This is a genomic window from Lacipirellula sp., from assembly GCF_965279485.1.
Taxonomy (GTDB): domain Bacteria; phylum Planctomycetota; class Planctomycetia; order Pirellulales; family Lacipirellulaceae; genus Lacipirellula.
In genome coordinates this window covers 3,548,990-3,567,611 of sequence record NZ_CBDIIC010000002.1, presented here as the reverse complement: position 1 = coordinate 3,567,611, position 18,622 = coordinate 3,548,990, and the positions used below count along the sequence as shown (strand labels likewise).

Sequence of the window (18,622 nt, the reverse complement as noted above, 5' to 3'; positions counted from 1 at the left end):
CCGACCTCCACATTCCCCATTTATTTCGCTCCGGCGGGTCGTTGGCCGGCGGCTACTGCGATCAGCGCATAAAAAAACCGGGCCTCGATCGCTCGAGGCCCGGTCTTTATTTTTTGATTGACCGCGTTAAGCGGCCATCAAGTTAGGCAGCCGGGGCTTCCGGGGCAGCCGGAGCGGCCGGGGCAGCTTCCGGAGCGGCAGCCGGGGCAGCGGCTTCGCAACCGCAAGGAGCGGCAGCGGCTTCGCAACCACAAGCTTCAACCGGGGCTTCGCAACCGCAAGCCGGGGCCGGCTCGCAGCAGGTCGGGGCCGGTTCGCAGCAAGCTGGCTTGCAGCACTTCTTGGCACGGAGCTTGGCGAACAAGCCACCGCAATGCTTCTTGTGCTTGCCACCGCAGACCGGTTCGCAGCAGACCGGAGCAGCCGGTTCGCAGCAAGCTGGCTTGCAGCACTTGCGGCCGAAGAGGCTCGCGTTGGCTTGTTGATCCTCACCGACCATGGCGAAACCAACCACAGCGACCAGGACGGCAACCGTCGAAAGAACGATACGATTCATCTCAAACTCCTCCCACGTGAAAGCGGAAAAAAAATATTGGGGTTACCCCACGTGACCGTCGAAACTGCTCTCTCCCCTGTGCCGCCTCGACGGTCGATCGCGGCTGGGTAGAAACTCTCGTTAGTAACTCGATTGACAGCATTCGCTCGCAGGCGATTGAATACTGAGGTTGGCAGGCGCCGAAACTTAGGGGGCATACACCGTTTGTTCGCGTCAGCGAACTTAGGAAGGACCAAATTACCGGACCAGCTACCACTGTCAAGTAGCCGCTGGCAAGCGGCGAGGTGTACGCGACCTTCAAGGGTTACGATGACCTTGAGGACTCGAAAGTTTAGCACACCCTATGCAGCGGGTGGAGGAGCCTAGCCATTTCTAAGGAAATTCCCCCAGCTTCACACGGCCCCGGCTAACGCCTTACGCCAATGAAAAAAGGCGTAAGTGGCTGACAAATAGCCACTTACGCCCAACAGCAGTTTTCGTTGAAAAAGCCTGATTTTCTCGCGTTTTTAGCGAGGAGCCGTTTGATTAAACGGGTCCGACGCGACCGAGGCGGCAGGTTGCTCGCCAGCAGGAGCGGCCTGTCCGGCGGGTGCCGCGAGTTGATCGGCCGGCACGCCGACGGGCGACGCTTGCTGCGGCTCCATGTATTCTTCCAGGTGCTCGAAATCGATTTTCACGAAATCTTCGCCCTCGGCGGGTTCGGGCGCCATGCCGTGAATTCGCCACTCGCCGTCTGCCAACCGCAATGCCCAGTAGATGGAGTCGTTGTAGGCGACGCCGTCAGCGTCGAGGTCGGTCCAGGTCGAGTAAACAATCGCATGCTCGCCGTCTTCCATCATCTCCACATGATTGATGGTGAACCGCGCGGTAGAGCTTCCGGGAGGTGCGATGCACATTTCGTGCTCGTCGATCCCCTTGAGCGCCAGCGGCGTTAGCAGTTTCTCGGCCCCTTCACTCCCTTTTCCAATGCGTACCGACTCCAGAAAGTCGTAAACGACCCGACCCACAGGATCGCTGGGGATCTGGGCGGCCGTTGCCGCCGCCGGCGCCGTGCTGGACGCCGTCGGCTTCGACGCGTCCGACCCGCCGCAACCAACCGAAAAACCAACCGCGGCCAGCGCCGCCCACATCGCAATACGCATCACTCAACTCCCATCCGTGGGTGCGAGCGCCTTCGCGGCGCTCGACGAAGATTCAGCAAGGGGGCGGGAGTGTGGCAAATGGGCCAGAACGGGTCAAGACTCGTTAGTAGCCACTGTAGCCGCGGCTCAACGAGCCGCCGGAGCGAATACAAATGGGGAATGCTGAATGGGGAATGGGGGTGATGGGCACTTCCCCATTCCACACTCCACATTCCCCATTCTTTATCGATCACCGCTCCGGCCGGTCGTTGACCGGCGGCTACGCGCCCAGGCCGCGGTCGACCGTGTGTTGGTCTTTGCGGTAGACGGCGAGCTGCGCTTCGAACGTGCTGGGCGAGATCTTCCACGACGGCGACGCGTCGGTGAACTGCTGGCAGTGGGCTGCTAGCAATCGGTAGAGGAACTTGAACAGATGCCGCGGGACGCGGAGGCCGGCGAAGGCGTCCACCAAGCGCTGATCTGTGATTGAGTCATCGAACAAGCTCCGCAGCCGGGCTGTTTTCCCCGCGGCTCCGCACGCAGCGACGCGGGCATCCGCCAGGTCGTAGAGCGATTGGCCGGTCCATTCGAGCGACGGCACCATGTTCTGCTTGTCGAGCCGAGCCCGTTGGTAGAAGTCGCGATCTTCCTTCTCAATATGCTCGGCCAGCTCGATCGGCAGCAGCAGTTTCATGCCGACGCCGGGCTGCTTAAGGAACTTGTTGTCGAGCATCGGCCAGACGAGGCCGCGCATGTTATCGACGGCGCCGTTGACCAAATGGGGCTCGTCGACGCGGTCGACGAGCACCACAATCCCCGTAAATCCTAGGGCCCGCAGCACTCCTTGGAACTTGTAGAGGAGCTCGTAGCGGTCGTCGGTCCGTTGCTTATTTGGCAGCGGTTGGTTGCGAATATCGCGGGCGAGGAACTTCGTGAAGACCTTACGCAGCGGGTTCGCATTTCGAGTGACGGACCGCAAATTCTTCGCGACGCCCCAGCCGCGGAACCACCAGGTCCAGGCCTGGGCAAGCCACGGCGCCCAGCCAAGGGCGATGATCAACCAGGGCCAAACGGTTTGCAGCCACTCGTATTTCTTGTTGTAGAGAATGACGCCCGCGACGGCCGTGGTGACGGCGACGCCGAGCAGCGCGATGCCCCAGCTGAGCCACGGCCAGTAGCCGACTTTGCGGCGGAGCTTGTACCAACGGGTGTGGAAGGTTTCGGTCAGCGAGCTGTCGTAGCAGGCCGCGAGCAGGAGCAGGTCGCGTTTTTGAAAGCGGTCGAGTTTCTTCGCAGCGTCGGCCGGGAGGCTGTTTGCTGCGGGACCGCTTGGCTGCGTAACGCCGATGAGCCGATCGACGACGCTGGTGACGCCGAGTGCGAGGATCGCGTCGATATGATCCCACAGTTTCCATTCCGCCAGCACCTTGCCGGCGTCGCGACGTTTGCGGCTGCTGAGGCGATCGGCGAAGCGGTCGAGAAACGGGTTGAAGTCATCGTATTCGATAACGAACACCCGGCCGGCGGGGTTTTTCGCGTTGTGTTCGTCGATTTGACCGGCGATCTGCAGACGGAGGGCCGTTTTGCCGGCGCCCTTTTCGCCGAAGACGATCGAAGTCGCCGGGCTGCTCGGGTCGCCGTAGATCTTGTCCCACTGCGGGTGGAAGGTGCTCGCGCGGCAACGGCCCTGGAAGACGGGGTCGGTTTGCGCGTCTTCGTCGGCGAAGGGATTGGCGGCGATGCCGTGATGGGACAGCAGATCGTGAAGTTTCATCGCAGCTCTACTTCTTTACTGTTCGTTAATACTGTTCGCTTTAATATCGGTTGACGTCCAACTATTAACCGTTGCTGGCAGCCGGACCGCCACGCGGTCCGGGCGGCGGCGGATTGGACTGGGCCATGCCGAGCGGTGCTTCAGCCCGGAGGGGGTGGCCCTCCGGCTAACAGGCTAGGGCGAGCGTGGTTCGTAACGGGAAGGTGGTTCTTGGTTGGCCGCTGGCAGCATCGCGAGGCTGGTGTGGCGCGCGGGTTGCACAATCGGTCTCCAAGTATAGGTCGTGCGGGGCCGGAGCAGCAGCCGGCGTTTGGCAGGCAAACCACAGCGGCCGGGTGAGTTTTTTGACCCGGCTTTGTCCGGCAGTTTACGATAGCGAGGTTCGCAGCGGGCGCTCGGCGGAAACGGAATCATGGATCTCCTCAAACTCAAGACCGATCCAAAGTACGGCTTCTATCCTTGGTGGCCCGAGGATGGGGATGATTGGGTCCATCCCGAAGACGTGCCGACGGCGCATGAGACGATCCCCAGCCCGCGGGTCTTTCGCCGCGATGGCGAGCATGGGCCCTTTGTCACTCTGCACTACGGCCAGCTGCAGTTGCGGGTGAAGCGGACGATGTGGCAGGAAGTGCCGTGGGAAGGGTACGAAGTCGGCGACTGGGTTGAAGTCCTCTCGCGCGGCCAGAAGAACACGCCGCGGACCGGCACGATCCGTGAAATGGAGTGGGAGCCCCGCGCGCGATCGATGCGATACTTCATCGAAGAAGCCGGCAACCCGATCCCGAACGCCTACGCAGCGGATGACTTGCGGCATGTCGAGCCGGTGCTGCCCGTTGACGATCCGGCGGCAATTACGCCGACGATCCCCGTGCCCGCTGAAGACGCGGACTCGCGCGCCCAGCTCTAGCGTGGAATGTCACGCACATTTTGTTGGCGCCAATTCGATTGCGGTCGACCGCAACGCCGGTATACTAACCCCCGAACACTGCCTGTTCGTTTCGGGTTCTCACTTGGAAGTTGTCTCTGGTCGCCGGTGCTGAGGCTGGACCGCCTCGCCGGGGGGAACACTGCGCTCGTCCCCATCCGATGAGTCTGCGATGCGAGCCTAATTTCTTAGGCGTCGACATGGACTCCGCTAGAGAGTGACTCGGCTAGAAAGTTTCGCCGCTCCCCCTACGTCGGAATCCCCGCTCTCGGTACGCGCACCGCTGGCGTCGCCTTCGCGATACGCCGGCAGGTCAGCGTCCACCATTCAACAGGACACCGCACCATGTCGCTCCGTTCTCAGTCGCTTCGTTCTCGCCTCGTTCGCTGGTCGTTGGGTTCGCTCGGTTCCGCCTCGCTACTGCTCGCCGCTCCGGCGGCGGCCGTCAACATCACCTGGATCGGCGGCAACACGCAGTGGGACGATGGCGGCACGACCGCCAGCTGGAATCCCGCCGACGAGCCCGATTCCAACGACGCGGCGATCTTCAATACGAACAACACGATCACCATGGGAACCAACAACGTGATCAACGGGCTGACGATGTCGGCAAGCTCGGAGTTGTTGCTGAACGGTCACGCGCTGACCGTCGACGGCCCCACGACGCTGAGCGGCTCCGGCACGCGGCTCGATTTGACGGGGGCGTTGTCCACGCTCGACGCCGCCGACGTGACGATCAACAGCGGGGCCACGCTATTCGTCGACGAAGGAGCGATTCAATCGCTGGCCACGGGCGTCGCGAACTCGACGGTGACAATCAACGCCGGGGGAACGTTCTCGGGCAACGGCGAGTTGTCGATGGCCGATTCCATCGCCGCGGTGACGACGCTGATCAACAACAACGGCACGATCACCGCGCTGAATCCAGCCGTCGTTTTCATTGCCCCGGGCCAGGCGACGCTGCGAATTTCGGCCGTCGACGCCGATGCTCGCATCGATCTCGACGGCTCGCTCGAAGGAGGCGTGGTCAACGTCAACCGCAATCAGACGCTCGATATCGATATGCCGCTGGCCGACATCTTTAACGGCAACATCACGATGGCGCACGAAACGAAGCTCGATATTGCGAGCGCGTGGATTCTCGGCGCCGGCGCGGTTATGAACGTCGACAATGGCGCCGTGGGCGGCATCCCGGGCGTCGCGGCGGGCAAAGCGACGATCGCCGGGGCGTCGTTCTCGCAGAACAGCGGCGCGATCAACGTGCTCGACGACGACGGCACGCTGCAGTTCGATGCGCCGCTGACGATCAACGGCGGGACGCTGGTGAACAATGGGCTGGTGATCTTCAACTCGTCGACGGTGCTCGGCGCCGCGGCGGGGATGACGCTGCCGACCGCGTCGTCGAGTTTCACCGTCGCCGCGAATCGCAACGTCGTGATCAATCAGAACAACTTTAACCTCGACGGCTTCGGGGTGCTTACGAACACGATCACGGTTGAAAGCGGCGGCGACTTGACGGTGAACACAACCGACTACGATCCCGACTCCGCTACGAACGCCTTCAACGGCACGATCAACCTCAATCGCGGCAACATCGAGGTGATTACCAGTGACGCGGAGTTCGTGATGGACGGCGTGCTCAACATGAACTCCACCGGCGCCGTCGGCGCGGAGTGGGACGGCGAATCGATCGACATCGGCAATAACGCCGGCGCCCTCAGCGCGCATCTCAACGTCACCGGCGACGGCAATATCAATTCGCAGGCGAGGTTCTTCACCAACATCGACTTCAACTCCGACGCCGACGTCAACGTCGCCGCCGGCGCTTCGCTCGCGTTCAACGAGGCCGTCAGCTTCGACACGGTCAACGGCGGCAACAATGCGAGCTTCACGGGCGGCGGTTCGATGTTCTTCAGCGGGCTGATCAACGTCAACGAAGCGGTGACGCTCAACATGGTCGGCGGCCTGGTCGATCTCGACGGCGCCGACGCCTTCGGCGAGTTCATCAACATCGATGCTCCCATGACAATCAACGTCGCGACGTTCGCCAACTTCGGCCGGGTCAACGCCGGCGGCGGCGTGAACACGCTCGACGTGAACAACAACGCCGGAACGGGCGTGCTGACCGTGAATCTGGACAACGCCAACGACGAGTGGACGCTCAACGCCCCCGGCGTCATGAACCTCGCCAACGACAACGCACCCGCGACGCTCCTCGCTGGCAGCGACGTGAACGTCAACGGCACGGTGAACGTCACCGGCGACGTGCGGACGACGGCTCGGCTCGACATCGCGGGGACCGTCAACATCAGCACGGCTGCTGAGCCTTTCCGGCTCGCGGGAGGCGACGGCGCGAGCGACATGAACACGCTTGCGGGGGGGACGATTAGCGGCAGCGGCATTCTTGCCGCGGACGCCGGCAAGGGCCTCACGGGACACGGCACGATCAACACCGCCATCGACTTCGATGGCTCCGCAGACCTTGTTGCCTCTGGCGGCACCCTGACGCTCACCAACTTCATCACGGACGTCAACACGATCCGCACCAGCGGGGCTGCGGCTGTCTTCAACTTCACGCAGCCCGTGACGACGAACGTCACCGACGACGGCATCCTGATGGAGGGGGGACTCATTCAAGGCGCCCAACTCACCGTCGCCGCCAACAGCAAGCCGCTGCGGGGAGCGGGAATCGTGACCAACCAGGTGGTTAACAACGGCTTGATCGAAGCGGTTGGCGCCAACCTCATGCTGCAAACAGCCGGCAACGACAACGACTGGGACGGCGCTGCGAACAGCGGCCAGCTGAACGCGCTCAGCGGCGACCTCGAAGTCCGCGACAACGCCACGTTCACCTTCGGCGGCACGGTAACCGCCGTCGGCGATCACAAGGTCTACACGAAGGGATTCGGATTTAATTTCAACTCCAGTTCGACCCTCAACCTCACGCAGGGAACATTGCAGGCTGACGAAACCACGACGATCAGCGGGACGGTAGTCGTCGGCGCTGGAACGGCTTCGACCATCAACGTGCAGAACAACCGCTTCCTAGATATCCAAACCGGATCCAGCACAACGCTCAACGGCAACCTGCAACTCAAGAACAATAACATCAACATCGAGGCCGGCGCGACGTTCAGCGGCGCCGGGGCGATCATTATTCCCAGCGGCAGCCACATGATCGCCGACAATCTGGCGGACATTGGGGTGTTGCTCGACATGCAGGGAACCTTCCGGCCGGGAGGCTTCAATACCATCGGCCGCGTCAATCTGTTTGATTACCAGCAAGCGAGCACAGGCCTGGTCGAAGTCGAGCTGACCGGCACGGCGCTCAACGCTTTCGATCGCCTCGTCGCCAGCGGCGACGTGTTGCTCGACGGCAGCTTGGTCATCGACATCGACGGCGCCTTCGTGCCGGCGCTGGGCAACACGTTCAACATCATCACCGGCAACACAGTGACTGGCGTTTTTGACACGATCGACGTCTCCGGCATGCCGGCGGGATTGGCGTTTCATCTGAACTACCTCGGGAACGCCGTGCAGTTGCAGGTGGTGAACAAGCCAATCTTCTCCGCCGACTTCGACGAAGACGGCGACGTCGATTCGACTGATCTCGCGATTTGGAAGAACGCCTTCAACCTCAACCAACTCGGCGACGCCGACGGCGACAACGACAGCGATGGCGCCGACTTCCTGGTTTGGCAGCAGCAGTTTGGCGGCAAGCCGGCCGTGGCGGTCAGCACGCCGGCGGCCGCAGCGGTGCCGGAACCTAGTGGATTCGCCCTGTTGGCGTTCGCGGCCGCGGGAATCGCGGCCGCCCGGCGACGGGAACTCGCCAAGTTGCTGTAATGATCGCCCCCGCGCCGCCGGGGAATTAAGATGGCTCCGGCGGCGCAGGCTCTCGTTTTCGCCTACTTGGATCGACCTCTCATGATTCAGCACTCCCTCTTGCAGGCGGGGCGTCGTCGACGCTCGGCGCTGGCGGCTGTTCTCGCGATCGGTTTTGGCGGCGGCGTTCAAGGGACGGCTTACGCGGCGGTAGCGACCATTGGCGCCGTAACGCCCGTGCCGCCGGCCGGCGGCGGTGCGATCGGCGGACCGTTCACCATCGGCGACGGAGCCTATGGATCGGTGACCGTCACGGCGAGCACTGGGCTAACGAACACGGGAACCACGACCATCGGCAACGGCGTTGCCGGAATCGGCGTGTTCAGCCTGAACGGCTACGGCGCCAACTACGAGATCCTCAACGCCGGGCTCGATTTGGTGATCGGCGACGAGGGGATCGGTTCTGTCTCCGTAGCCAATCTGGCGAAGATCATCGTCCCCGACGACACGACCATCGGCGTACAAAGCACCTCGACAGGCAAGCTTGTCGTCTCCGGGCTGGGAACGACGTACTTCAACGGCGACGACATGACGGTCGGCGTCAGCGGCACGGGGTCGGTCGAGATCCTGTCCGGCGGATCAATCGATTGCAACGAGTTGATCATCGGTGACAACGCCACAGCGGACGGATCGGTGTTGGTGAACGGCGATCTCTCGATCTGGCAAGCTGACGGCGTCGCCGTCGCTGATGCCGGGACGGGCCGACTGGAAGTCACCGGCGGCGGGCGTTTCAACGCGTTGCAGCCGATGCTGATCGGTACGCAAGCGACGTCGCATGGTACGGTGATCGTTGACGGAATCGGCTCGCGGCTGATGATTACCGGCAACCTGAGCACTGGCCTAGGCGACTCGCTGATCACGCTTTCCAACGGGGGAACCCTCACGACAACAGCGCCATCGCAACTCTCGACGACAAGCCGCGTCACGCTGGCCGGCGGGAGATGGGCCTCCTCGACGACGACTACGGTTGCCGGACTGCTACAAGGCTTTGGGACGCTCGACGTGCAAGGCGTCACCGTGAGCGGCGGGGCGTCGCCTGGCCGCCTGCAGACCAAGACAGGCGATCATTTGCTGCTCACCGGCTCGCTAACGAACTCAGGCCTCGTCGATCTCGCCGGCGGCGAACTCGAAGTCCGTGGCGTCATTACCAATAACGGCGATATCGACGCCCGCAACGGCGCGACGCTGCGCGTCGGCGGGGCTGGGCTCGACAACAACTCCGGCTCGCAGCTTGCGATCACCGGCGGCACAGTCGACGTGTTTGGGGCCGTCGACAACAACCTGGGAGCGGAGATCGCCGTTGCTGGCGGCGCGACCGGCGTCTTTCATGATGCGGTAGCGAACAGCGGCAAGATTTACGTCTCGGCATCGAGCGAAATCGTAATGCTTGAGAACCTCAGCTTCGTGCCATCGTCGTCGCTGGCCCTGCAGGTGGCAAACCTCGAAGCGGGCGACGGCCCGACCGATGCGTTTGGCATGGTGAGCGTCGGTGGCTCGTCGACGCTGGCCGGGGCGCTCGCCGTCTCGCTGGCGCCAGGCTTCGCGCCGACGCTGGGCGAAACGTTCACCATCCTCACCGCGGCCAACGGCATCAGCGGGACTTTCGCGTCGGAGTCGCTGCCGGCGCTCAGCGGCGGGCTGTCGTTCGACGTGCAGTACACGCCCAACGCGGTGATGCTCGCGGTGGTCGGCGGCAGCTTCTTGGCGGCCGACTTTGACAAGGACGGCGACGTCGATTCGCAGGACCTCACGATCTGGAAGGGAGCGTTCGGCGCGACCGCGCTCGGCGACGCCAACGGCGACGCGAAGACCGACGGCGCCGACTACCTCGTGTGGCAACGTCAGTACGGCAAGTTCCCCGCCGTCGCATCAGCAGCCGCCGTCCCCGAGCCAGCCGCCGCACTGCTCGCCCTCCTCGCCGCCCCGATAGCGCTAAAGCGCCGCAAGTAGCCGCCGGTCAACGACCGGCCGGAGCGGCACAGCAAACGGCCGCAATTTCAATCGCGCAACAGTGCGGCTGAACATGTCGGCGCTCCGCGACGACATGCCACCCTCCTGAGTGCTCCTAGCCCTGGGCTCCGCCCGGGGGTGGCCCACCGTACGACTGCGCCCAACGGTCTGGAAACTCACCCCCGGGCAGAGCCCGGGGCTAGGAAGACATCGTGCTGCGCTCGAAAAATTCTCTTGACGCGCCCGCCGCGTTTTGTATTATTGAATTAATACAAGACACCAACTGACTGCTCCGGCGGTTTCCAGTCGCAGCCCTCGTCATGCAACTCCACATCACCACCGCCGACGGCGTGCCGATCTACCAGCAGATCGTCAATCAGGTGAAGTACCTAGTCGCCTCGGGGCGGTTGTCGCCGGGCGACGAGATGCCGCCGATTCGCGTGCTGGCGGAGCAGCTCATCGTCAATCCGAACACCGTCGCCCGCGCGTATCGCGAACTCGAAACGGCCGGCATCGTTGAGAAACGCCGCACGGCCGGCACGTATGTTTCCGAACAAGGCTCGCCGCTGGCGCGGAAGGAGCGAATGAAGATTCTTACCGAGCGCGTCGATGCGCTGCTCGCCGAAGCTCGGCAGATGGATGTTTCTTTCCATGATTTGGCGAAGTTGTTGGAAAAACGGAATGAGTCAATGACTCCTCCGAGTGGGTGACGCGATTCACCCTCGGTTTGAAGAACCGGGGGGCTAAAACGTTGTTTGCGTTGATGCCAAATTTAAAACTCGTTCGAGAACTCCCCATGAACGACGCTTATCCTTCCTCGGCGCCGCCGTGCATTGAAGTCAACCGCCTCACGCGGATGTTCGGCGCCAAGACGGCGCTCAACGACGTTTCGCTCACCGTGCCCACCGGCGGCGTGTTCGGCCTCATCGGCGGCAACGGCGCCGGCAAGACGACGCTCATTAAGCACCTGCTCGGCATGTTGCGAGCGGAGCAGGGAAGCGTCCGGGTTTTTGGGCAAGACCCGATCGCGAACCCTGTCGGCGTGCTCGGCCGCATCGGCTATCTGTCCGAAGATCGCGACCTGCCCGACTGGATGCGGGTCCGCGAACTGATGAACTACACGCAGGCGTTCTTCCCCAACTGGGACGAGCATTACGCCGAGGAATTGCGCGAGGCGTTCGACCTCAATTCCGACGCACGCATCAAAACGTTGTCGCGCGGTCAGCGAGCGCGAGCCGGGTTACTGGCGGCGCTCGCTCATCGGCCGCCGCTGCTGGTACTCGATGAACCGTCGTCGGGGCTCGATCCGGTGGTGCGTCGCGACATCTTGAGCGCGATCATCCGCACGATCGCCGACGAGGGACGCACCGTGCTGTTCTCATCGCATCTACTCGATGAAGTGGAAAGAGTAGCTGACCGCGTCGCGATCATCCATCAAGGGCGCGTGGTGCTAACGGCGTCGATGGAAGACATGAAAGATCGGCATCGTCGCGTGACGCTGCGGTTCAACGAACCGCACGAACGACCGCCGGCGCTGGTGGGAGCGTTTTCGCACTCGGGGGGCGGGTTCGAGTGGACCTATCTCTGCAATGGCGACAGCGACCAACTGCGGAGCGCCGCAGCGACGCTGGGGGCGACGGTCGTGGGGGATGCGGCGCTGTCGCTCGACGAGATTTTTGTGTCGCAGGTGAGCGGGTGACGTTAAGTGGATGCAGCGCGGTGCAACCCCCGGCTTAAAAAACCGGCGGCTAAAAAAAGACTCGTGCAAGTGGAGGGTGCGATGCGATCGATTGCCGGGGCAATGGCTTGGGAACTGGTGACTCGTGGGCGCTGGCAAATCTTGGGCTCGGCACTCGGGATGTTTGCGTTTCCGATACTCATCCTGGCATCGATAGGCCCGGTCGGATCTCAACTGGGCAAGAACGGCGACATGTCCAATCAAGTGCTCGGCTTCTGCCTCGTGCAGGCGAACATCTTGGCCATCGTGATTCCGTTGCTCGCTCTCTGCCTGTCGTTGCGGGGGCGGGTCTACGCATACCCGGCGACGACACCCACGCTAGTCTACGGATGGACGCTGCCAGCAGCGGCGATCGCCGCGATTGACCTCATCGTCTGGACCGCCGCAATGAATGCGATGTTTCGTTTGCAGTGGCCAGTGCTCGAACCGGCGATGTTCGCTGCGGCGATTACCATCGTCACCTTTTCAGCGGTGTGGCTGACATTTCAATCGCGTTGGATGGTGGTCGCGCTGTCGGTCGTCGCCGGGACGTTCTGCTTTTGGTTAAAATCGCACTTCGGTCCGATATTCGGCGAGATGACTCATCCCTGGCAGCCGATGACGGGGATTGAAGTCGGTTTGCTGCTAGCCGTTACGACAATCTCCTATCGGATTGGCATCCGCGGGTTCGCGCGGAGCCGTCGCGGCGAGCGGCCGTTCTCCACTGGCCTAGTCAACTGGCTTGAAGCATTCAGCGAGCGTCGCAGGAAAACCACGGTGAAGTTCGCCACGCCGCTGGCGGCGCAAACGTGGTACTTCCAGCAACGAAGCTGGGTGGCGCCGGCCATCGTGCTGTCGGTGAGCGCGTTCTCAATCATCCTTTGGATGTTCGTGAATCGCGACGTGGGCGATTTGGTTGAAGCATATGCATTCAGTGGCGGCGCGGTCTCGATCGCGACGGCCATCGGAGGACTCTTCTTGGGGTCGTTGGGCTCGAAAGACCAAACAAGCATCGGACAGTTTCTGGCGACTCGGCCAATTACTTCCGTAGATCTGGCGCGTCGACTGCTCGTAGTAGCCGCGAAGAGCTTTCTGCAGACTTGGACCTGCTGGGGCGTGATTTTTCTGCTGATATTCCTCCTCGCCCAAGTAACGGGAAACGCGCCAATGGAGCGTCTTCCTAATGCTCACCGATGGGAGCTGCTCATCGGCGCCGTGCTACTTTCGTGGGCTGCGATGGCGACGACCATTGTCTTGGCGCTGGCAGATCGTGGACGACTAATCTTCCGCGTCATCACTGGCGTCAGCTTCAGCTGCATCGGTTTGATTTTGCTGAACGATCTCCTCATCCACCGCTTCGGCAGGGATGAAATCGTGCACACGTTCGGCGCGCTCTTCGGCGTGGCCGCGACGGCGGCGACGGTCGCCGCGTTTTACTATGCCTTCCATCAGGGACTGCTGCAGATTCGCGTTGCGATGGCGGCGGTTGGCGTGTGGGTGATTCTACTAGCGGCGGGAGCGAGCATGCTTCCTGCAATGGAGCCGCAGGATCGCACGATTCCTAGGATGACATTTCTTGACGTGACAAGCAGAGCGCTTGTCCTCGGCTCGCTGTCGCTGGTAGTGGCGCCGATTGCGGCGACGCCGTTGGCGCTGGCTTGGAATCGAACTCGGTAGGGGCGGCGTTTTGGCGGTTGGGCATTACGGCGATCGGCGATCGCCGCTTTATACGCGGTGAACGGGCGTCCGTGCCGTTAGCTTGTTGAACATCGATTGCTGCACGAATTTGGCGGCGGTGCGCATCTTCATGTCGCTGCCTTCTAACTGACGTTCAAGACGCTCGCTTCCTAGTGCTCCGTGAAGTTCTGTCAGGAGAAACGAATGATTCTGCGCCCATGCTATGCGCTCATTGTGACGGCGATCGTCGCCTCCGCCGCACCAGCCCATGCCGCCAATATCGCTGACTTTGTCGACTTTTCACTGCGCACGCCGCGAGGAAATGTTGTCATGCCTGGGCGGCTGTATGCTCCGCCCGAGGCGTCGCCCGCCCATCCGGTTCCGCTAGTCGTTTACCTCCACGGCAGCGGGGCCAGCGGGACGAACAATACGTTGCAGATCGAGCAAACGCCCGACATGCTCGCCGCCGAGGCGAAGCGCCGCGGTGCGATGCTCTACGTGCCGCAAACAAACCTGGGTTGGACGGGGACAAGCGTCACCGACTGGGTGATGACGATGATCGACCGCGCCGTGAACGAGCTGCGCGCCGATCCTCACCGTTTGTATGTCACCGGCTATTCGATGGGAGGCGGCGGGACGTGGAACATGCTGAGTCGCTACCCCGGGCGCTTCGCGGCAGGCCTAGTGGTTAGTCCAGCGTTGCAAGGAACCGACTTCAAAGCGGCGAACCTCACGGACACGCCCATCATCGCGGTCCACGCTCGCGATGATGCGACGACGCCGGTTTCGAACAGCCGCAACGTCGTGAATCAGATTCTCGCCGCCGCCGGCGAACCGGCGCCAACTTACCCTACTGCACAGAGCTCGAAATATTTCCTGGCCGCGAATCTTGCCGTGCCGTTTCATCAAGAGATCGTCTACTCGGAGCCGCCGGGGAGCACGACCAACTATTTCATCTCGCGGCCTGATCTCGACCTCATGTACTACGAGCAACCGACGGGCGACCATACCGGAGTGCTGGGGGTTTACTACTCGGAGGGGATTTACGATTGGATGTTCTCGCACGCGTTGCCAGCGCCCGAACCTTCGAGTTTCGTATTGCTGGCGTTCTGCGGAGCGGCAATTGGCGGGCGGCGACGCGGCTGGATTTCGCAAGCGTAACGGCGTGCGCTGGCAATTTTGCGCGACCGTGCCATCTGCCGGCCGCCGCCAATTGGCACTGCCCAATCCTTGGGCATTTGCAGCCGCGAGCGCGTGGTCGCGATCGCGGCGTCGCGCTAAAAACGAGTCGATTCGCGCAACGCTGTGAAGATGGGGTGAAGTTGGCCGCGTGCGTATCGACGTTTCCCCGCAATTTGCGCTGCTGTCACTTCACGCAACGTGGGTTCGGCACGCCCATTGCTCCAGTATGCTTTCGATGAAGTTGCGTCGATGCGACGAAGCTTCACATCCCCCTCACCGTCGGTCGTCATACTTCACTCGCCCCGTGCGAGCGAAGCGCTGTCGATCACACGGCCCGCCTACCAAAAGCCGGCGACTCACCCCGAGAGCCTGCCGCTTTCCCGCCTACAAATCGGCAAGTCTTACCCGCGCGGCGCATGATGCGATCGCCGTCGGCTTGCCTTCACGTTTTTTCGACTACGGAGCAATCCCATGACTATCGGTACGCGCAAAGGCTTCCTCATCGACATGGATGGGGTCATTTATCGCAGCCACGAACTTATCCCCGGCGCCGCGGAATTCATCGCCGGGCTACGGCGATCGAAGATTCCGTTCATGTTCCTCACAAACAACAGCCAGCGGACCCGCCGCGACGTGGCGATGAAGCTCACTCGCATGGGCATCCCGGTCGAAGACAAGCACATCTTCACCTGTGCGATGGCGACGGCGCGGTTCCTCGCCTCGCAAAAGCCGCATGGCACGGCCTACGTCATCGGCGAAGGGGGTCTGCTGAACGCCCTCCACTCGAACGGCTATGCCATCGTCGACCGCTCGCCCGATTACGTCGTCGTCGGCGAAGGGCGGACGCTATCGTTCGAAATGCTCGAACAAGCGGTGCAAATGGTGCTCGACGGAGCGAAGCTGATCGCCACGAATCTCGACCCCAATTGCCCGACAAATAGCGGCACGCGGCCCGGCTGCGGGGCGATCGTCTCGCTCATTGAGAAAGCAACCGGCATCCAGGCCTTCAGCGTCGGCAAGCCGAGCCCCGTGATGATGCGAATGGCCCGCAAGGAACTCGGCATGGCCACCAGCGAAACGATCATGATCGGCGACACGATGGAGACCGATATCCAGGGCGGCGTCCAGATGGGCTATAAGACGATCCTAGTCTTGAGCGGCGGATCGAAGCGCGAGGATCTCACGAAGTTCGCGTACCAGCCCGACTTGGTGATCGATTCGGTGGCCGACCTCGATGCCGAGGCCGGCCTGCTGCATAGCATCCTGCCGACAATGAACCGCGAAGACGACACGCCGCACGATTTGCGCGAGTGGGCAATGGCACACGCGTAAGCCGTAGCCGAGGGTCAACGACCCGCCGGAGCGTCACTCGAACATCGTCAACTTGAAACCTCACACGGCCCGCGTCCATGGTTCGCCATGCACGCGGGCCGTCGTCGTTCCAAATGACAGCACCAACTTTTTGAAAGTCATCCTTCGCGACAAAGCGGATACGAATTGCGCACATTTCGCATCGCGAAGGCGCCTGCAAGCCCCACTAAGTGATATTCCTTAAAGGAATGACAATCCATTGCATGCCATTTTGATAGAATTGCCCCCAGTCGACGAGACATTCACTTTTCTACTCTCGGGCGACGTTCTTATTTCAAGACTTCACATCAGCAATCGGCGGTTTGCGGTGGGGCAGGGGGCGGAATGATCTTCCGCCCAGGCGAGGCCGATTGCGTCGCACTCGCTAGTTGGTAGGACATCTTATGAGACGCAAGTTGCTCCTCTGGAGCTGGGCGGCGATCGCGCTGTACGGTACGCCCGCCTCGGCTGCTACTACGACCGAAGCTACGCGCGGCGCTGGCGCCGCCGAGCTCGATGGGCTCATCGCCACGAACGATCTCCTTACTGGACTGATCGCGACGGAACTCCCTGGCGATCATGGTTGGCATCCCGGCAACCCGGCGTCGGGCAACTCGGCGAACCCCAACGGACTCGCCGCATTCACCGACGGCGACGGCTACCTCTCCGGCGTCACCGGGCTCCTCAACGACTTCCCGCCAACGGGCACGCCGACGAAAAAGCTGCAATACAATCTGCCCGGGCCGACCAACATCCAGCAGATCGGCATCCTCTCGGGCAATCTCAACAACGCCGACGGGCGGATCTTCAGCACCTCCGTCATCCGCTACTCAACAAACGGCGGTTCGAGCTTCTCGCTCCTCGGCTATTTTGAGTCGACGCCACTCGGCTCGATCAACAACGAAACGGGCGTCCCAGGTGCGACCGAAGACCACGCCATCTACCTAAAGATCTTTGACGACGCTTCCGAGGTGCTCGTCGCGGGCGTCACGAACTTGCAGGTTGATCTCTACGCCGTCGACAACACCGGCGGGCAGTATCGCGACCCGTTCGACGGGGTGAATCCGTTCACTTCAATTAACGACGGACTCACTGCCGCGTTCGTCGCGCCGCTGATCTGGGAAATCGACGTCATCGGCGCCGCGGCCACGGTGAACTCGGCCGACTTCGACGGCAACAACGTCGTCGACGGCAAAGATTTTCTTGTCTGGCAGCGCGGGTTCGGCGCTGTGGGAACCGGCTCGCTCGCCACCGGCGATGCGAACGGCGATCACGACGTCGACGGCGACGACCTCATGGTTTGGAAGAACCAGTTCGGAACGGCGGGGATTGCCGCGGTTCCGGAGCCTTCGGCGTTGGCGCTCACTTGTTGCGGGTTGTTAGCGCCGATCTCGCGACGGAGAAATCGAGCACGGGCATCAGTCTAAAAAGACTTGCAAGTTGCCCGCGTTCACGCGAAGCAACTTGCGTACTTAACACGCCTCGCCCCTGGAGGGAGAGGCTCGGTGCGGGGTGGAGGATTCGTTAATCCCTCCCCTAGCCCCTCCCTTCCAGGGAGGGGGAGATAGCAACTCTTCTTGAACTCTTTTTCAACAATGGAGAGCGACTAATGAAGATCGCAACTTGGTTTCTTGCTGCAGCGGCGACCACGTTCCTCGGCATGCCGGCCTGGGGAGCGCCAACGGCAGTGACGACGCATGGCCCGGCGAACACCAGCCTCGCGGCGCTGATCTCAACCAACGACCTCATCGCGGGGCAAATCGGCGTCGAGCTCGCCGGCGACATGGGTTGGCATCCGGCGAATCCCGCGGCGCCTAACTCGCTGCTACCTGAGGGATTGCCGACGTTCACCGATGGCGTCAACAACACCGGCCTCTACGGCTTGCTCAACGATCTTCCCGCGGCGGGAACTCCGGTAAAGCGCGTGCAGTACACGCTCGGCGGCGCGAAGACGATCAACGAGATCCAAATCCTCACCGGCAACAACGGTAAGGATGGCCGCGTCTTCTCGACGACGGTGATCAGCACGTCGACCAACGGCGGCGGCAGCTTCTCGACGCTTGGTTACTTTCAATCCGATCTCTCCGGCACGATCAACACGGGGCAATGGGGTTCGACGCTGGTGGAGATCACCAACGGCGGCGGCGGGCCGCTCGCGAGCGGCGTGACGAACGTCATTTTCGATTTCTACGCGGTAGACAACACCCAAGGCGAGTTGCGTGATCCGTTCGTGGGCGTGAACCCGTTCACGGGCATCGACGATGGTTTCAATGCACCGATCGCGTCGCCGCTCGTTTGGGAAATCGACGTCATCGGCGTGCCCGAACCGGCGACGGGGCTGTTGGCGGCAGTGGCTGCGATCGGCATCGTCGTACAACGCCGACGCCAACGCCGAACTTAGTGCGGTAGGTCAATTGGGGTGCCACTGGCATCTTGCCAGTGAGAAGTGGCAAACGAGCTCTCCACTTCAGCACTGGCAAGATGC

The 18,622-nt window shown here is 62.1% G+C and carries 13 protein-coding genes; 10 read left to right on the top strand and 3 right to left on the bottom strand.

Features of this window, described 5'->3' with window-relative positions:
* Nucleotides 1-142 precede the first annotated feature (142 nt).
* The 3 genes from ACQY7R_RS21895 to ACQY7R_RS21885 all read right to left on the bottom strand — a co-directional run bounded on the left by ACQY7R_RS21895 (nt 143) and on the right by ACQY7R_RS21885 (nt 3,451).
* Entirely contained in the window at nt 143-556 is a 414-nt protein-coding gene (locus tag ACQY7R_RS21895) for a hypothetical protein (RefSeq protein ID WP_428307678.1), read from the bottom strand.
* Between the two features lie 506 nt (nt 557-1,062).
* Complete coding sequence (locus ACQY7R_RS21890; protein ID WP_428307677.1) at nt 1,063-1,698, bottom strand: hypothetical protein; 636 nt, start codon at nt 1,696-1,698, stop codon at nt 1,063-1,065.
* 259 nt (nt 1,699-1,957) lie between these two features.
* The gene (locus ACQY7R_RS21885) at nt 1,958-3,451 is read right to left on the bottom strand and encodes a hypothetical protein (protein WP_428307676.1); all 1,494 of its coding nucleotides are present in this window, start codon (nt 3,449-3,451) and stop codon (nt 1,958-1,960) included.
* Between the two features lie 412 nt (nt 3,452-3,863).
* On the opposite strand from ACQY7R_RS21885, the gene ACQY7R_RS21880 reads away from it, so the two are divergent.
* The 10 genes from ACQY7R_RS21880 (at nt 3,864) to ACQY7R_RS21835 (ending at nt 18,538) form a co-directional block, all read left to right on the top strand.
* The gene (locus ACQY7R_RS21880; protein ID WP_428307675.1) at nt 3,864-4,358 is read left to right on the top strand and encodes a DUF6960 family protein; all 495 of its coding nucleotides are present in this window, start codon (nt 3,864-3,866) and stop codon (nt 4,356-4,358) included.
* A gap of 363 nt (nt 4,359-4,721) precedes the next feature.
* The gene (locus tag ACQY7R_RS21875) at nt 4,722-8,222 is read left to right on the top strand and encodes a beta strand repeat-containing protein (RefSeq protein WP_428307674.1); all 3,501 of its coding nucleotides are present in this window, start codon (nt 4,722-4,724) and stop codon (nt 8,220-8,222) included.
* Nucleotides 8,223-8,303: 81 nt separating this feature from the next.
* Complete coding sequence (locus ACQY7R_RS21870; protein ID WP_428307673.1) at nt 8,304-10,211, top strand: hypothetical protein; 1,908 nt, start codon at nt 8,304-8,306, stop codon at nt 10,209-10,211.
* A gap of 320 nt (nt 10,212-10,531) precedes the next feature.
* Entirely contained in the window at nt 10,532-10,921 is a 390-nt protein-coding gene (locus tag ACQY7R_RS21865) for a GntR family transcriptional regulator (protein WP_428307672.1), read from the top strand.
* Between the two features lie 86 nt (nt 10,922-11,007).
* Nucleotides 11,008-11,910, top strand: a complete 903-nt coding sequence (locus ACQY7R_RS21860) for an ABC transporter ATP-binding protein (RefSeq protein WP_428307671.1) — start codon at nt 11,008-11,010, stop codon at nt 11,908-11,910.
* Nucleotides 11,911-12,141: 231 nt separating this feature from the next.
* Nucleotides 12,142-13,605, top strand: coding sequence for a hypothetical protein (locus ACQY7R_RS21855; RefSeq protein WP_428307670.1), 1,464 nt, complete (start codon nt 12,142-12,144; stop codon nt 13,603-13,605).
* A 204-nt stretch (nt 13,606-13,809) separates the two neighbouring features.
* Entirely contained in the window at nt 13,810-14,766 is a 957-nt protein-coding gene (locus ACQY7R_RS21850; RefSeq protein ID WP_428307669.1) for a dienelactone hydrolase family protein, read from the top strand.
* Nucleotides 14,767-15,258: 492 nt separating this feature from the next.
* Nucleotides 15,259-16,119 carry an HAD-IIA family hydrolase gene (locus ACQY7R_RS21845; RefSeq protein ID WP_428307668.1) on the top strand — a complete coding sequence of 287 codons (861 nt, stop codon included), beginning with the start codon at nt 15,259-15,261 and terminating at the stop codon, nt 16,117-16,119.
* Nucleotides 16,120-16,541: 422 nt separating this feature from the next.
* Nucleotides 16,542-17,564 carry a hypothetical protein gene (locus tag ACQY7R_RS21840; RefSeq protein ID WP_428307667.1) on the top strand — a complete coding sequence of 341 codons (1,023 nt, stop codon included), beginning with the start codon at nt 16,542-16,544 and terminating at the stop codon, nt 17,562-17,564.
* A 182-nt stretch (nt 17,565-17,746) separates the two neighbouring features.
* The gene (locus tag ACQY7R_RS21835; RefSeq protein WP_428307666.1) at nt 17,747-18,538 is read left to right on the top strand and encodes a PEP-CTERM sorting domain-containing protein; all 792 of its coding nucleotides are present in this window, start codon (nt 17,747-17,749) and stop codon (nt 18,536-18,538) included.
* Nucleotides 18,539-18,622: the final 84 nt, after the last annotated feature.

Bases quoted from the DNA above. Each gene is read 5' to 3' on its own strand.
- ACQY7R_RS21895 (WP_428307678.1), bottom strand. From the start codon at position 556: ATGAATCGTATCGTTCTTTCGACGGTTGCCGTCCTGGTCGCTGTGGTT.
- ACQY7R_RS21890 (WP_428307677.1), bottom strand. From the start codon at position 1,698: ATGCGTATTGCGATGTGGGCGGCGCTGGCCGCGGTTGGTTTTTCGGTT.
- ACQY7R_RS21885 (WP_428307676.1), bottom strand. From the start codon at position 3,451: ATGAAACTTCACGATCTGCTGTCCCATCACGGCATCGCCGCCAATCCC.
- ACQY7R_RS21880 (WP_428307675.1), top strand. From the start codon at position 3,864: ATGGATCTCCTCAAACTCAAGACCGATCCAAAGTACGGCTTCTATCCT.
- ACQY7R_RS21875 (WP_428307674.1), top strand. From the start codon at position 4,722: ATGTCGCTCCGTTCTCAGTCGCTTCGTTCTCGCCTCGTTCGCTGGTCG.
- ACQY7R_RS21870 (WP_428307673.1), top strand. From the start codon at position 8,304: ATGATTCAGCACTCCCTCTTGCAGGCGGGGCGTCGTCGACGCTCGGCG.
- ACQY7R_RS21865 (WP_428307672.1), top strand. From the start codon at position 10,532: ATGCAACTCCACATCACCACCGCCGACGGCGTGCCGATCTACCAGCAG.
- ACQY7R_RS21860 (WP_428307671.1), top strand. From the start codon at position 11,008: ATGAACGACGCTTATCCTTCCTCGGCGCCGCCGTGCATTGAAGTCAAC.
- ACQY7R_RS21855 (WP_428307670.1), top strand. From the start codon at position 12,142: ATGTCCAATCAAGTGCTCGGCTTCTGCCTCGTGCAGGCGAACATCTTG.
- ACQY7R_RS21850 (WP_428307669.1), top strand. From the start codon at position 13,810: ATGATTCTGCGCCCATGCTATGCGCTCATTGTGACGGCGATCGTCGCC.
- ACQY7R_RS21845 (WP_428307668.1), top strand. From the start codon at position 15,259: ATGACTATCGGTACGCGCAAAGGCTTCCTCATCGACATGGATGGGGTC.
- ACQY7R_RS21840 (WP_428307667.1), top strand. From the start codon at position 16,542: ATGAGACGCAAGTTGCTCCTCTGGAGCTGGGCGGCGATCGCGCTGTAC.
- ACQY7R_RS21835 (WP_428307666.1), top strand. From the start codon at position 17,747: ATGAAGATCGCAACTTGGTTTCTTGCTGCAGCGGCGACCACGTTCCTC.